Raw genomic sequence first — 14,328 nt, 5'->3', positions numbered from 1 at the left:
GGATAACGGAAATATGTGATGGAGGGAGGGATTTGAAAAATGCAAAAGGAACAGCTGGTTAACAGGAGTAACCGAGTGTCGAGCGATGCTTTGATCATGCCGGACAAAGCCGAGCGCTTGCGGTTATTCGGCTCTGTTGACCCGATACAGGGAGATAAGCCTGTGCGAAAAGAAGATATGCAGGATTTGCAGAACAGCAAAAATGATTTTCTGTTTGAGCTGCAACAAGTCGGTATTGATCAGGTGAAGTATCCTCTGGATGTCATTTCGGCCAAAGATCCTGAGAAATTGTCCAGCATTGGAACGTTCCGGCTGACGACTTCGCTGGATCGAGAATCCAAAGGCATTAACATGAGCCGCTTGATGGAGCAGCTTCAGAAAAGTCGCAATGAAGGATTGAGTGACCGGATTCCGGATCTGATTGCGCTGACACAACAGATGGCCGAACAGATGAATCAACCGAAGGCAGAGCTGAAAGTAACCTATCCCTGGTTCTACGAGCGATCCGCGCCCGTAACCGGTATGTCTGGACTAAATCATTCTTTGGCTACGGTTCATGTCCTCTGGGAAGCTGGCAAATCCCCCGTTCTAAGAACGGGTTTACATATACAGATCACGACGTTATGTCCTTGCTCGAAAGAAATCAGCGAATATAGTGCGCACAATCAGCGAGGTTTACTGCGTATCCAGGTGCAGGGCGACCCGGGAGAAGCCTTGCCGGGCTATTGGAAGGAAGAGCTGCTGAATGTGGCCGAAACCAATGCAAGCAGCTGCCTATATCCCGTTCTCAAAAGACCTGATGAGAAACGGGTCACGGAACGTGCATATGAGAACCCGCGGTTTGTGGAAGATATCGTCAGGCTGGTGGCGGCAGATCTGTATGAGAAGCATTGGGTACGCAAATTTAAGGTGGATTGCAGGAATGAAGAGTCCATCCATCAGCATGATGCGGTGGCCCGCATCGTATATGATAAGTCGAGATAGCAATGCCTGATGGCTACAGAATTCATTTTATATATGAAAGAAAACAAAAGAAACGCCGTCAGAGAGATCAGAGGCGTTTCTTTTGTTTTTTCTGTACTTCCTAATTTCCCATGAGAAATCCAGGTATAATCGCGCTAAACCTCGTATAAAATTTCACCTGTTCGGGATACATCATATCCCTCAAACGATTGCAGTTCATGCCGGAACTCCGTTGATTGAAGAATACGTAATACCGATTCGGTCCACGCTTCGTTTCCCGGTTTCTTCAGCATCACCAGGTCATAACGTTCCTGGACAAGTGGAATGAAATCAACCTGACCGACAAGTCGTGCAGCCTTCTCGCTGCCGATTCCGACATCGGCTTCGCCGGAACTGACCTTGGCGGCTACGCCCATATGACTGGTTTCTTCCACGTCATACCCGATCAGATGAGAAGCAGGGATACCATGCAGACGTAATTGTTCATCCAGGAGTACACGTGCACCCGAACCTTTCTCCCGGTTCGCCAATCTCAGCTCAGGCTGCTTCAAATCGGTCCAGTTCTGCAAGCCGCGCGGGTTACCGCGTTGGACGTACAGCCCGGCATGTCGTGTCAGCAGATTGACGACGACATACGACCAGCCAATCAGGATTTTGCGTATATAAGGCAGATTATATTCTCCTGTATCTCCGTCGAGCAGATGGGTACTGACCAGATCAGACTCTCCGCGGTACATGGAGATCAAGCCGTCCAGACTGCCCATGAAGGAACGCAGTGGTCGAATATCCTGTGTTTGTTTCTCCATATACCGCATGAGAATATCGAGGCTCACATCCTGTCCAGTAATGACCAGATGGCGAGTCGAATGGGCTGACGAAGTGTTGCCCGTCATGGAAGATGAAGCGGCGAATGTGCCTCTGGATGGAGAAGAAACATTTGCAGCGGAGTGAACGGCAGAATTAGATAGATTGGTTCCCGTCGCGTAATCAGATTCAAGAGGTTGACCCGAATCCACAGCGGCCCGGTGTGCTGGCGATTGCAGCTGCTTGGAGCGCTGTTTATACGCTTCCAGATCGGTGGCGTCAACACGCATTTGTTTGCCGACGCGATAAGCGACGAGGTCTCCCTTTTTGATCAGATCGTAGACCGTCAGTTTGGATATTTTGAGCAGCTTGGATATTTCTTCGGTGGTATAGGATTGCTCCTCCGTCATCAGTGAAGATCCTCCTTCAAGGTGCAGATCATAACTATATAACCTCAACTAATGAATATTTACATTGGCACTTCGATGACAGAACAATCTTCCGATCGCTGTTATCCCCAGATTTCTTTAATCCCTTTATTACAGATAAACGCTGTGGTCTCTTGTACTATACCATTAACAGCCAGAGGGTATAAACTCACCCACCGGAATTCAGCTATATATGGCTTGCTCTTCAACGGGTTCGTCAAAGACGACCTTCCTATTTCAATGATCTTATGTATAATGAAATATAATTAATTATATCTAGTTATAACTAAACATAACATCGGGGGAGAAGTAGATGAAAAAGAGTATTGGATATGTGTTGGGGAGTATGTCACTTGGACTGGCTCTCGTATTGGCCGGTTGTGGGGCAAGCACGGAGAGTACAGATACATCCACAGCAACACAACAAACAGGGTCAACTCCAGCAGCATCAGGCGAGGGTACATCAACTGAAAGTACCGAGCCGCAGGAAACAGTGGAATTGACGATCTCGGCAGCAGCCAGTTTGACGGATGCCATGAAGGAGATTGAAACGAATTTTGAAGTCGCGAATCCCAATGTGGAGCTTAACTTCAACTTTGGCGCATCAGGTGCATTGCAACAGCAGATTGAACAAGGTGCGCCAGCAGATGTTTTTGTATCGGCTGCGACCAAAAATATGAACGCGCTCGTGGATGAGAAATTAATTGCATCCGGTGATCAGAAGAATTTGCTGCAAAATTCATTGGTAGCCATTATTCCAGCGGATAGCTCGAATACCGTAACAAGTGAGAAGGATCTGACGGCCGATTCCATCAAGACAGTCGCAATTGGTATACCTGATAGTGTACCTGCAGGAACCTACGCCAAGGAAGCACTGACCAATGCCAAACTATGGGATCAGCTGGAAGGCAAGCTTGTGCAGGGCAAGGATGTCAGACAGGTTCTGCAATATGTAGAGACAGGCAATGCGGATGCGGGTTTTGTGTACAAAACGGACGCGCTCACTTCGGATCAGGTGAAAATTGCATTTGAAGTGGACAAGAACAGCTATACACCTGCCAATTATCCAGTAGGGATTATTGAAGGTACGAAACACCGGACAGAAGCGGAACAATTCTACACGTATTTGCAAACCCCTGAAGTGCTCGATGTATTTGCCAAATACGGATTCTCTATTCCGGAATGAATGTGAGCGCAATAGACTGGGCGGTATTCTGGCCACCGGTTCGTCTTTCCCTTCAGGTTGCCCTGCTGTCCAGCGTAATCGCAGCGGTGGCGGGTATCGCTGTGGCCTGGAAGATGTCGCTTACTACGTTCCGTGGGAAAATTTTTCTGGAAACGGCATTTATGCTTCCGCTCGTGCTTCCGCCGACCGTTGTCGGATTTATATTACTCGTGTTATTGGGTCGTAAGAGTCTGCTGGGACAGTGGATCGAAGCGATATTCTCCGCGCCTGTCATTTTCTCCTGGTGGGCTGCCGTGATTACCTCTGTGGTGGTTGCTTTCCCATTGGTATATCAGACGATGAAATCCGGATTTAGCGGGATTGATCGGGATCTGGAAGATGCAGGCCGCTCCATAGGAGCGAATGAATGGCAGGTATTCCGTTATATCTCGCTTCCGCTTGCAGGGAGAGCATTGATGACGGCTTTCATCCTGGGTTTCGCTCGTGCACTGGGGGAATTCGGAGCTACGCTCATGATTGCAGGTAATATTCCGGGCAAAACGCAAACCGTACCCACTGCGATCTATGTTGCTGTCGATTCGGGCAATCAGACGATGGCCTGGGCCTGGACAGGCTCCATTATTATCATTTCGTTTATCATGCTGCTCTTAACCAGACAGCCGCGTGACGGCAAGGAATGATTTGAGCAGTCAATGTGATTAAGACAGGAATGACCATTCAAAAACCCGCTCAAGGAATCTTTCCTCAGAGCGGGTTTTCATTTGCACAGGCTGGTATATTCAGATATCATGTATGTTTGCACTCAACCAAGCTGTTCTTTGCTTATCCGGTTTGTACAGAAGGGGTCTTAAACCGGGAAGGGTCCAGTGTTTTGATCATAAATACAATCTCTTCCAGCCGTTCAGGTGTCTGTACCGTTTTGATGTGAAAAGTTTCGTATCCCCGCCGTTCATACATGGGTGCAAGCCAGGGATGGCGGGTCGCCGTTGCCAGAAATACGGCAGGAGCATCAAGCTTTTGCAGAATGATATGCTGCTCCACCCAATCGAGCAGCTTGGAGCCATAACCCTGGCTTTTGTGCGCTGGACTTACCGCGAACCAGCGGATGAAGGGAAAAGGGCTGATGGCTTGCCGCTGTGGATCTTCTGCTCGGTCAAGGGTAACCGTGGCAATGATCTCTCCCCCTTTTTCAAGAATATAGCATTCATGCTGTACAATATTATTCTGGATGACTTCCAGTGTAGCGTGTCCGGCTGGAAAAGGAATGTTCAGGGCCCGAATCGTCTCATAGGCATCCACGGTAACCGCCTGCAATTGTTCGGCATCTTCAAGCGTAGCCAATCGGTATTGTTCGGTCATGGTCGATCAATCCCTTCTATGGAAATCATCTATTCCAACCTGTTAAGTTGGTTTAATATTTTGGTGTTATTTTATCATGAAATTGATGGTTGGAATATAATTCTCGAATCAGATCTGTCTATAAGTTCATCGAAAGCTTCTATATGTAAAAATGACAAAATTTTTTCCAATTTTACTCGTTTCAGGACTCGCCTAAAGCATGCTCCATCCTGTAAAATAGAAATGACTGATTCCAGCCAAGAACTGAAATAAGGAGAGACGACTAATGAATACGAAATCTGATTGCGGTATATCGTTGCAAATTGACGACTATCTGGATCTTTTGCATTTTGCCATCCAAATCGAGGATCAGGAATGGCAGCAGTCCCTTATCCACCAGCTCAAAATATTTCAGCCGGAAGCGGAGCAGCGCACACCTGAAGAAGAATTATGGATGAGATTTGACTATATCAACAGTAAACTGACAGGTCTCTGCCACCAGATTCACGCGGCCCATTCAACGGATGAACGCAAGAAGTTTGAAGAACGAATCGGATTGTTGCAACTGCAGCGTATAGAAGTGGCTCGTAAAATTAAATGGGCCAGTCGCAGATAGATGCGTATTTGAAATGAAGTGATCTGGAATTGAAGAAGCGATCCCCAACCTGGTTGGTGGATCGCTTCTTTTGCTTTACTTTTAGATCATATCGCGGGTGAAGCATAGAGAAGTTCTATAACGTTATCAGGATGTCCTATTAACATATATATTGCCTGGATATGACATAGGGTGCTATTCTTTGTTCAACCTAATTCCGACTATACAAGTGTGAATGGTTAGTTAAATTGAAGATGAGGAATGGGAGTACACATCATATTGGCTGAAATGACAGCCTGTGGAGGAGATCGGGAATGGTTAATCAATGGGGGATTCGGAAATTCCGGACAGCATTGCTGTTCATTACGATGTTGGCGGTACTGGCGGGTTGCAGCTCAGGCAATGCAGCGAATGAATCGGATACCGCAGCTGCGTCCGGTCAAGATAAAGTGAAGAAGATTATCGTGGGTACAGGCACACAATTCCCGAATGTTTGCTTTATTGATGAGAATGGCAAGCTGACCGGATACGATGTAGAGCTGATTCGCGAGATTGATAAACGATTGCCTGAATATGAATTTGAGTTCAGTACGATGGAATTCAAAAATCTGCTGCTCAGTCTTGAAACGAAGAAAATAGACCTGATCGCTCACCAGATGGAAGTGAATGAAGAGCGGCAGGCCAAGTTCCTCTTCAATGACGAGGCGTATAATATTTTTCCTAATAAAATTGTTGTCAGCGAGAAAAACCAGGATGTAAAATCCATCGAGGATCTGAAAGGGAAGAAGCTGATTGTTGGTGCAACAAGTAATGCAGCTGTATTGGCTGAAAAATGGAATGCAGCGAATGGCAAAGCCATTGACATTGTGTATTCCGGAGCAGGGGAAGATACGAATACCCAGATCAAAACAGGCCGGGTGGATGCAACCATCAGTACACAGTTTGCCATCGATTATCAAAATAAAGTGGTGGATGCCCAATTGAAAACGGTTGGTGAAGCGCTGTCCAATTCCAAAGTCTATTTTATTCTGAATAAGGATGAGCAGGAGCTCAAAACAAAAATTGATGAAGCGCTCAAATCAATCAAGGAAGATGGCACATTAAGCAAATTGAGCACAGAGTGGCTGGGAGCCGATTACACAGTTGAGGAATAGTTCGTTGAGAAAGGTGAGCGACGGTTATGGGTAAATCATTCGATCTGTCATTGGTTCTGGATTTTGTCCCCGAACTGCTGCGATATTTGCATATTACACTGATTGTACTGGGTGGTTCCATTGTGCTCGGTCTGGTGGGCGGTGTGCTTCTGGCGGTTCCGAGATTATACCGGATTCCGGTGCTGAGCCAGCTCGCGACCCTGTACATCTCTTTTATGCGGGGCACACCGATTCTCATCAAGTTGTTTCTGGTCTATTACGGATTACCCGAATTGCTCAAGCCTATAGGTGTGGATTTGTCCAGAACTGATCCGCTGGTATTTGTCATCGTGACTTATGCGCTCAGTGATGCAGCGTCCTTTGCGGAAATCTTTCGCGGAGCTGTACGCAGTGTGGACAAGGGCCAGACGGAAGCAGCATATGCTGCGGGCTTGACTACGTTTCAGTCATTTCGACGCATTGTGGTACCGCAGGCGCTCATTGTTGCTTTTCCGAATATGGCGAATACGTTGATTGGTTCGTTAAAGGATACGTCTCTGGCTTTTTCCATTGGGGTCATGGATATGGTGGGCAGGGGGCAAACGCTGATCTCGGCTACATCGCATGCACTTGAAGTGTATATTAGTCTATCGATCGTCTACTATGTTATCGTGTTTGTACTTGAAAAAGGGTTTGCGCTCGCAGAACGCAGACTCCAGCGTCACGAACGCAAAAAAGAAGTCCGTGGGCCAGCGGTAAGAGCTGAACGCCTGAAACGAATAGCGGGGTGAGCGAATGTCTATTGATTTCAACTTTATCTACGCTTCTTTTTTCCAGATTCTAAAGGCATTGCCACTGACACTCGTCATTACGATTGTACCGTTGATCGCAGGCTTTGGCATGGGTGTGGTTACTGCTTTGGTGCGTATTTATAAGGTACCATGGGTCTACCCGATCGCTGATTTCTATGTTTCGTTTTTCCGTGGTACACCGATGCTGATGCACTTGTTTCTAATCTATTACGGAATTCCGCTGATCATCGACAAGCTTGCTGCCCGGTACGGTTGGGCTTTTCAATCGTCTTCCATTCCGATTCTGGTATTTGTGCTGTTCGCCTTCTCTTTAACTGCGGGAGCCTATATGTCTGAGATTATCCGTTCCGGTATTCTGGCGGTGGATCCAGGGCAACTGGAAGCTGCACATGCCGTGGGCATGAGTACCTCCCAGGCAATGAGACGTATTATTTTACCGCAGGCAGTTGGTGCGGTTCTGCCGAATCTGTGCAGCATGTTTGTTGGTTTCCTGCATGGATCAACCCTGGCGTTCACTGTGTCTCAGATGGATATTCTCGGCAAAGCGGATGTGGTCGCTTCGGTCAGTCTGAAATTTCTGGAGGCTTTCATTGCTGCTGCATTAATCTATTGGGGTCTGACGGTAATTGCCGAACGGATTACAGCTTTGCTGGAACGCAGGGTTGCCGTGTACAGCAAAGGAGGGGTGTCATGATATCACTGACGAATATACACAAATCTTTTGGACAGCAGGAAGTGTTGAAAGGCATTGATCTGACTGTGGAACAGGGGGATGTTGTTGCCATTCTTGGACCAAGCGGGTCCGGTAAAACGACATTACTGCGTTGTGTGAATTTTCTTGAACGTGCCGATGAGGGCAAGGTACAGATCAGCGGGTTAACCGTAGACTGCAAGCATGCGCGCAAACATGACATTGTGCAGTTACGGCGAAAAACGGCGATGGTGTTCCAGCATTATAATCTGTTCAAACATAAATCAGTGCTGGATAACGTTACCGAAGGGTTAATTATTGCCCAGAAGATGTCCAAAGCAGATGCTCGTGAACGAGCCTTGCGTGTGCTTGAACAAGTGGGTCTGTCCGCCAAAATTAATGAGTATCCCAGCATGCTGTCAGGTGGACAGCAGCAGCGGGTTGGTATTGCTCGGGCGCTGGCATTGAATCCAGAGGTGATTCTGTTCGATGAACCTACCTCGGCGCTTGATCCCGAGTTGGTAGGTGAGGTGCTGTCTGTCATTCGATCCATTGCCCAGGAAGGCATCACCATGATTGTTGTCACCCATGAAATGGGCTTTGCCCGCGAGGTGGCGAATCGAGTTGTATTCATGGATGGGGGTTCCGTCGTGGAAGAAGGGACACCAGAGGAGGTATTCGTGCGTCCCAAACAGGAGCGTACCCGCCAATTCCTCAGCCGATACTCATCCGATTGGAGTTATGTCATCTGACGATATAGGCGCAAGCTGGAGTAACTGACGATCCCGGCCCGGCATATGCTGTAGCAGGCAAATGCTGATAGGCCGGGTTTTTCTATGGGTGAAAGCAGGCCGTGACGGTAAGGAGGAGGACCATGCAGAGCAAGATCGATGAAATACTCACACATATTGCACATTCTCACCAGCAGGTTGCACGTGTACTGGATGCCAAACGTCAAGTCGCTGTGCGCATGTCTGAAATCATTAATCATTTGCCGGATATCGAACCGGAGCTGGATGGCGTTGACGGTCTGCTGGACAGCTCAGGACAAATCAACAAAAGCATCATCTCCTATTTGGGAGGCCTGGCAGATCTGGAAGAAGCCGTAGCCGAAACGCTGACCCAGGTGATGCGGGAGATGGCGGATCAAGAGGAAGAATAAGCCCGGAAGGCGGGTGAATGGACATGAGCAGAGAACAAAGCCTCATCCTGATGTTGGATGCAGCCGCCAAAATGCAGTGGAATATTGCCCTGATTTTGGAGGCCAAGGCGATTGAAGCAGAGAAGGTAAGGAACTGGGCGCTAAATCATCTGAATGGTGAAGCTTTTCTGACGCATAGCGATCAGGTGGCGGAGCCACTCAAGATGCATGATCAGCTGGTGGAAATACTGGAAGGACTGACCCGAATGGAAACCGGATTATGCAACAACCTGAAGGCCATTTTGGTCCAGAGCGATGGTGAAGAAGGCGGCATGGACGGTGGCATGTTTGGCGGTATGGATATGGGGGATCTCGGAAAATGAGTCTTTTGCGGCGTGAGCAGGAAGCGAAACTGTCCCTCATTGAGTCCATTGCACACAGTCAGCAGGCGCTCGCCCGCATTCTGGACAGTGTGGCCAGCGTGTCTGCCCACTCGGAAGTATCCGCCCGCAGTCTGGCTGAGAACATTCGTTTACTTAGCCGTTATCAAGAAGAGATGTCCCGTATGGTTACGGGGATAAGGCTGGCCCGAATCCAGCATGGTGAGCCTGGTGAGCCATGGTTCAAAGACCCTGGATATGCGATCCGCATGGTCCAGAACATACAGGAGGAATGTTGACATGTTAAAGAAGAAAAAAATACGTCTGAGAACCAAAAGAGCTCTGCTTACTCGGGGGGCCCGTCTGCGCAAAATCCGTAAACTGCGTGCGGTCAAAGGCAAACGTGTACTGCATAAACGTACTCTCAAAGGACGCAGTGCGTGGCTCAAAAAAAAGAAACGTGCGGTACGACGGCACCGGAGTGTGAAACCTGCACAACCGTTCGTCCCGGCTACCCCTACCGATCCGAACCCGGACAGCGCCTACAGCCAGGGGTACAACGAGGCGTACAACGAGGGATTCAACGCGGGTTTCGCCAAGGGATTCGAGGACGGACATCAGCTGGCTTACAAAGCGCAATAACCGAATAGGTGCATTTTCTAAATAGTGATAGATGCATCCCAGTGTATGACGATTGCCCGGGGGACAGATCCCTCCGGGTTATTTGTATCGCCGCAAAAGCGGACATGCCCGTGCAGGCGGATGTGGAGGGCAGACGCCAATTTTGCGCCTTGCAGGACACCCGTCCATGATGCATCTGACCCCGGGGCATATCCTTTAGAGGGAACACCAATCTCGGGGAGAATCTGACAATGGGATCTCCTGAAGGAAGACAGGGTGAAGGATGTGGCAAAACGAAGACACCGACCGCCCACAGAAGCGGCGACGGCTTACCGTGGCGGATATGTAGAAGGCCGCAGATTTGGCGGCTGTCAGGCCATGATGGAGCGAGTGCAGATGTTTGAGCCGACCGTGCGAAATATGAAAGTGTTGTATATTCCACAGGGATTCGATGCCATCGATGAAGGCGTCATTGGAGCTCTGCAGCAATCGGTTCGTGAGTGTGTTGTCGGATCGCCGGCAAACATGCTGCAGGAAGCCAGTCAGCACAGGCCCGATCTGGTACTGGTCATGAATGGACTACACGTATTCCCACCCGATCATCTGGAGCAGGTGAATGGCATAAGGGCACTGGGAATTCGAACAGCGGTATGGTTTGTGGATGACCCGTATTTTACCGAAGATACGACAAGCATTTGCCAGCATTATGACGTGGTGTTCACGCATGAGGAAGCGGCCGTGCCGTTCTATACTGCACATGGAGCGGGTCGAGTGATCTATATGCCGCTTGCAGTGAACCCGGGCATGTTTCAACCAAGACGTACGGCACCACAGCATCAGTATGACATTTGTTTTATCGGCACCGGATTCTGGAACCGAATTGCACTGTTCGACGAGCTGGCTCCTTTTTTGGCGGACAAAAAGGTATTCATTGCCGGCAGCCAGTGGAACCGGCTGAAACGCTTCGACATCCTGGGCCAATTCATCCATGAAGGCTGGATCGATCCTGGAGCGACAGTGGATTATTACAATGGCGCCAAAATCGTCATTAACGTTCATCGGACTTGTGAGAACGGGGAAGACAATCGCAATACACATCATCTTGAAGGTCATTCCATTAATCCACGCACGTATGAAATCAGCGCCTGTGGCACGATGCAGATTACGGATGCACGCCAGGATCTGCCACGCTACTACCGACCCGGGTATGACATCGAAACCTTTACAACGGCGGATGAACTTCAGCACAAAATCAAATATTATCTGCACCATGAAAAGGAACGGCAAGCGCTAGCCTGGCGTGGGCTGCTCACCACGTTGAACCAGCATACGTTCACCCGTCGTATCGCTCAGCTGCTGGAGCACGTGTAAATCTCTTTCTGCCGGACAGCAGAGTTAGAGAACCCTATCCCAAAAATAAAAGGAGTGGCGGTATGTCTCTCAAACACCGTAAAACGAGAAAGTTTCATGCACCAGTGCTCAGTCTGGCTGACCAAGCACGCAAAAACGGGCAACATGCCGGATATGATGCGGGCAAGGAAGAAGGATATCTGCGCGGCCGTGCCAACTATATTGTCAATTGTGCACAGGAGCCATTGCCGTTCCGGCAGCTTCACGTGCTGTATGTATCTTCGGGTAAGGGATTCCCATATTCCCCACTGGACGAAGCCATCATGGCAACATTGCAGGGTATGGTTGCCCAGGTAACTCTTTCCGATCCGCGTCAGCCTGTATCTGAAATTGCGCTGCAAACCCGCCCTGACCTGGTGCTTGTGCTGGATGGCATGGATATTCCACTGGAACATCTGGATGCGATTCGTCAAGCAGGCATTCAGACGGCAATTTGGCTCACGGATGATCCGTACTATACGGATATGACACTTGAGACAGTACAGCATTTTGACCATGTGTTCACCTTGGAACTGAACTGTGTCGAGTTGTATCGACAAAATGGCTGCCCTTCTGTTCACTACCTGCCCTTTGCTGCATTCACCAATCATTACTTCCCGATCACTACTCCATCTCCATTGCACCGGGAAGTCAGCTTTATCGGTTCGGCTTACTGGAACCGGGTGTATTTCTTCAATCCGATCATGGCACAGCTGATGTCGCATAATACCGTATTTAATGGCATCTGGTGGGATCGCTTGCCTGACTATGCCGCTTACGGCGAGAAGATTGAACTGGGTCGCTGGATGAGTCCGCAGGAAACGAACGATGTCTATAACGGCACCAAAATTGTCATCAACCTTCACCGCTCCCACGAAGACGATTCTGTCAATAACAACCATGTTAAAATTCCACCAGCCTCCCCGAATCCGAGAACTTTTGAAATCGCAGCTTCCACAACCCTTCAATTGACCGATGCGCGGGATGACCTGGCACGTTTCTATAAACCGGGTGTGGAAATCGAGACCTACTCTTCCCCTCAGGAGCTGCTCGATAAGGTTGAATACTATCTCCATCATGAGAAAGAGCGCCGTGAGATTGCACTTCGAGGACTGGAACGGACATTGAAGGATCACACGTATGGCAAAAGAATTAACGAATTGCTGAGTATTATATTCCCTTAATCCTGTCCGGAAGGAGGTGTGCACAGAACCCTGCATATTCGTATTCAGGGTCCGTGCAGCCATGGCGACTAAACCCAAACTCATGTTGTTTTCCCATGTGTGCAACACCCGCAGCATTACGGGGGCGGAGAAGCTGTTGCTTCATTTTATGAGGGAGATGGGTTCCATCTTCGATTGTGTACTCGTGGTTCCTCAGGAAGGTAAGCTTGCCGGGCTTGCACGGAGATTCGATATTCAGGTCAAAGTATGCTTCCTGCCGATGCTTCACGGTGTGTACACACCTTACCGGGGGATTGCAACGGATGCAGAACAGCTTCGACATAAGTCGGCTTACCAGGACGTGGTCTCCCTTATACGGGAGACTGCACCTGATCTGGTGTTGACGAATACCTGTGTCAATGTGATGCCTGCCGTAGCAGCGAAGTCTCTGCAAATTCCGGTGATCTGGAAGATTACCGAAATTATTCAGATGAATGAGCATACAAACGAAGCTGTTCAGATGATTGGACGTTACTCGGATTGGATCATAGGCATATCCGAAAGTGCCGTAGCGCCATTCAAGCAAGCCGGCATGAGTTCCAAATTGACCGTGATTTCCCCAACCTGGGACCCGGCCTTGCCGGACCCGGAACGATGGGTTCATTTGAGGGAACGCAAACGTAAAGAGCTTGGTTTCAAGTCATCGCAGATCTGTATCGGTTACATCTCTTCCTTCATATATGATGCCAAAGGTCTGAAACCTTTTGTAGATATGGCTCTGCAATTGTGTGAAACCCATCCACGCTGCCGTTTCTGGATCATTGGTACATCAGCCGACAAAAAGTATTATGACGAATGTGTATCACGGGTGAAAAAATCCGGTTATTATCGCAGATTTACCTTTACGCCGTTTGAAGAGAACGTATCTCTGGCCTATACGGCCATGGATATGGTGGTTATTCCGAGCATGGTCAAAGAAGGATTCGGCATGACCGCGCTGGAGGGGCTTTATTTCGCCAAACCGGTTATTGCTTTTGCCCAGGGCGGACTCAAGGAATTGCTGGAATCGGTAGGCAGTGGTGCATTTTTGGCCCCGCCCGGGGATTACCAGGCGTTAGTTACTTTGGCAACAACCCTGTTAAATGATCCTGAACTGGCCTCCGACACTGGTTGGCGTAATCGGACAGAAGCGGAAAAGCTGTACGGTATTGAAACCTACAGGGCAATGCTGCATACGATGGTGACACAGTGGTTGATGCGTTTTCCCGGATGGTTTCCTTACATTCAGCCTCCGAATGGGCCGGTGTACGCTTGGGGTGAGGGCCGTTTGCGAACCATGCTGATTCTGGATCCGGCTTCGGTTCGGGCACGATTGTTCCCATTGAGTGTGATGCAGGCCTTGCCGCTCTCTCCCCTGCCTCCGCTTGCCATCGGTCAGCCTGTTCATGAACAAACAGAACCTCGCTCAATCCACAGAACAGGTCGAAGTCGTTACCCGAAATCGCCTCACCGCAGGAGGGGACGTGACCGGTTGAAACGAGGAACGGGAACAGGCGGGAGAAAACTGAAGCCAAGCAAAAAGAAGAAACAGCGTGTGCGTGTGATGCAACCGACTGTTCGCAAACATGTGCCTGGCAAAGCCAAACGAAGCCGGGTTCGCCGGAGAATATCCAATAGACGATGA

At 49.1% G+C, this 14,328-nt stretch carries 17 protein-coding genes; 15 read left to right on the top strand and 2 right to left on the bottom strand.

The genetic code is table 11. The features are described 5' to 3' along the window. Positions 1–39 precede the first annotated feature (39 nt). Positions 40–984, top strand: a complete 945-nt coding sequence (gene folE2, locus P364_RS0123890) for a GTP cyclohydrolase FolE2 (protein WP_024632570.1) — start codon at positions 40–42, stop codon at positions 982–984. A gap of 134 nt (positions 985–1,118) precedes the next feature. On the opposite strand, the gene P364_RS0123885 is transcribed toward folE2, so the two are convergent. Next, on the bottom strand, positions 1,119–2,177 hold the full coding sequence (locus P364_RS0123885; RefSeq protein ID WP_024632569.1) for a substrate-binding domain-containing protein: 1,059 nt from the start codon (positions 2,175–2,177) through the stop codon (positions 1,119–1,121). 331 nt (positions 2,178–2,508) lie between these two features. On the opposite strand from P364_RS0123885, the gene modA reads away from it, so the two are divergent. Next, positions 2,509–3,381 carry a molybdate ABC transporter substrate-binding protein gene (gene modA, locus P364_RS0123875; protein ID WP_024632568.1) on the top strand — a complete coding sequence of 291 codons (873 nt, stop codon included), beginning with the start codon at positions 2,509–2,511 and terminating at the stop codon, positions 3,379–3,381. Beyond that, on the top strand, positions 3,378–4,061 hold the full coding sequence (gene modB, locus P364_RS0123870; RefSeq protein WP_024632567.1) for a molybdate ABC transporter permease subunit: 684 nt from the start codon (positions 3,378–3,380) through the stop codon (positions 4,059–4,061). The genes modA and modB overlap by 4 nt, the downstream gene beginning before the upstream one ends. Before the next feature lie 142 nt (positions 4,062–4,203). Here modB and P364_RS0123865 read toward each other — a convergent pair whose 3' ends face one another. Further along, positions 4,204–4,740: a GNAT family N-acetyltransferase gene (locus P364_RS0123865; RefSeq protein ID WP_024632566.1), complete on the bottom strand. Its 537-nt coding sequence runs from the start codon at positions 4,738–4,740 to the stop codon at positions 4,204–4,206. A gap of 265 nt (positions 4,741–5,005) precedes the next feature. Between P364_RS0123865 and P364_RS0123860 the strand changes: the two genes are divergently transcribed. The 12 genes from P364_RS0123860 to P364_RS0123805 all read left to right on the top strand — a co-directional run bounded on the left by P364_RS0123860 (position 5,006) and on the right by P364_RS0123805 (position 14,328). Continuing rightward, a complete protein-coding gene (locus tag P364_RS0123860) occupies positions 5,006–5,335 on the top strand; it encodes a hypothetical protein (RefSeq protein WP_024632565.1) in 330 nt (109 codons plus the stop codon). A 293-nt stretch (positions 5,336–5,628) separates the two neighbouring features. After that, positions 5,629–6,468, top strand: coding sequence for a transporter substrate-binding domain-containing protein (locus tag P364_RS0123855; protein WP_029881249.1), 840 nt, complete (start codon positions 5,629–5,631; stop codon positions 6,466–6,468). A 26-nt stretch (positions 6,469–6,494) separates the two neighbouring features. Next, positions 6,495–7,238, top strand: a complete 744-nt coding sequence (locus P364_RS0123850; RefSeq protein ID WP_024632563.1) for an amino acid ABC transporter permease — start codon at positions 6,495–6,497, stop codon at positions 7,236–7,238. Between the two features lie 4 nt (positions 7,239–7,242). Then, a complete protein-coding gene (locus tag P364_RS0123845; RefSeq protein ID WP_024632562.1) occupies positions 7,243–7,953 on the top strand; it encodes an amino acid ABC transporter permease in 711 nt (236 codons plus the stop codon). Further along, positions 7,950–8,702, top strand: coding sequence for an amino acid ABC transporter ATP-binding protein (locus P364_RS0123840; RefSeq protein WP_024632561.1), 753 nt, complete (start codon positions 7,950–7,952; stop codon positions 8,700–8,702). Before P364_RS0123845 ends, P364_RS0123840 begins: the two co-directional genes overlap by 4 nt. Positions 8,703–8,824: 122 nt before the next feature. After that, complete coding sequence (locus P364_RS0123835; RefSeq protein WP_024632560.1) at positions 8,825–9,112, top strand: hypothetical protein; 288 nt, start codon at positions 8,825–8,827, stop codon at positions 9,110–9,112. A gap of 23 nt (positions 9,113–9,135) precedes the next feature. After that, a complete protein-coding gene (locus P364_RS0123830) occupies positions 9,136–9,474 on the top strand; it encodes a hypothetical protein (protein WP_024632559.1) in 339 nt (112 codons plus the stop codon). Beyond that, positions 9,471–9,770, top strand: coding sequence for a hypothetical protein (locus P364_RS0123825; RefSeq protein WP_024632558.1), 300 nt, complete (start codon positions 9,471–9,473; stop codon positions 9,768–9,770). The genes P364_RS0123830 and P364_RS0123825 overlap by 4 nt, the downstream gene beginning before the upstream one ends. 1 nt (position 9,771) lies before the next feature. Next, positions 9,772–10,113 (top strand): hypothetical protein, encoded by a 342-nt coding sequence (locus P364_RS37900; RefSeq protein ID WP_024632557.1) that lies wholly within the window; start codon positions 9,772–9,774, stop codon positions 10,111–10,113. A 255-nt stretch (positions 10,114–10,368) separates the two neighbouring features. Further along, the gene (locus tag P364_RS0123815; protein ID WP_024632556.1) at positions 10,369–11,463 is read left to right on the top strand and encodes a CgeB family protein; all 1,095 of its coding nucleotides are present in this window, start codon (positions 10,369–10,371) and stop codon (positions 11,461–11,463) included. Between the two features lie 62 nt (positions 11,464–11,525). After that, positions 11,526–12,665, top strand: coding sequence for a CgeB family protein (locus P364_RS0123810; protein WP_024632555.1), 1,140 nt, complete (start codon positions 11,526–11,528; stop codon positions 12,663–12,665). Between the two features lie 61 nt (positions 12,666–12,726). Further along, positions 12,727–14,328, top strand: a complete 1,602-nt coding sequence (locus tag P364_RS0123805; protein WP_024632554.1) for a glycosyltransferase family 4 protein — start codon at positions 12,727–12,729, stop codon at positions 14,326–14,328.

Source organism: Paenibacillus sp. MAEPY2 (genome assembly GCF_000499205.1).
In the GTDB taxonomy this organism is placed as follows: domain Bacteria; phylum Bacillota; class Bacilli; order Paenibacillales; family Paenibacillaceae; genus Paenibacillus; species Paenibacillus vandeheii.
This window is presented reverse-complemented; position numbering and strand designations above follow the sequence as displayed.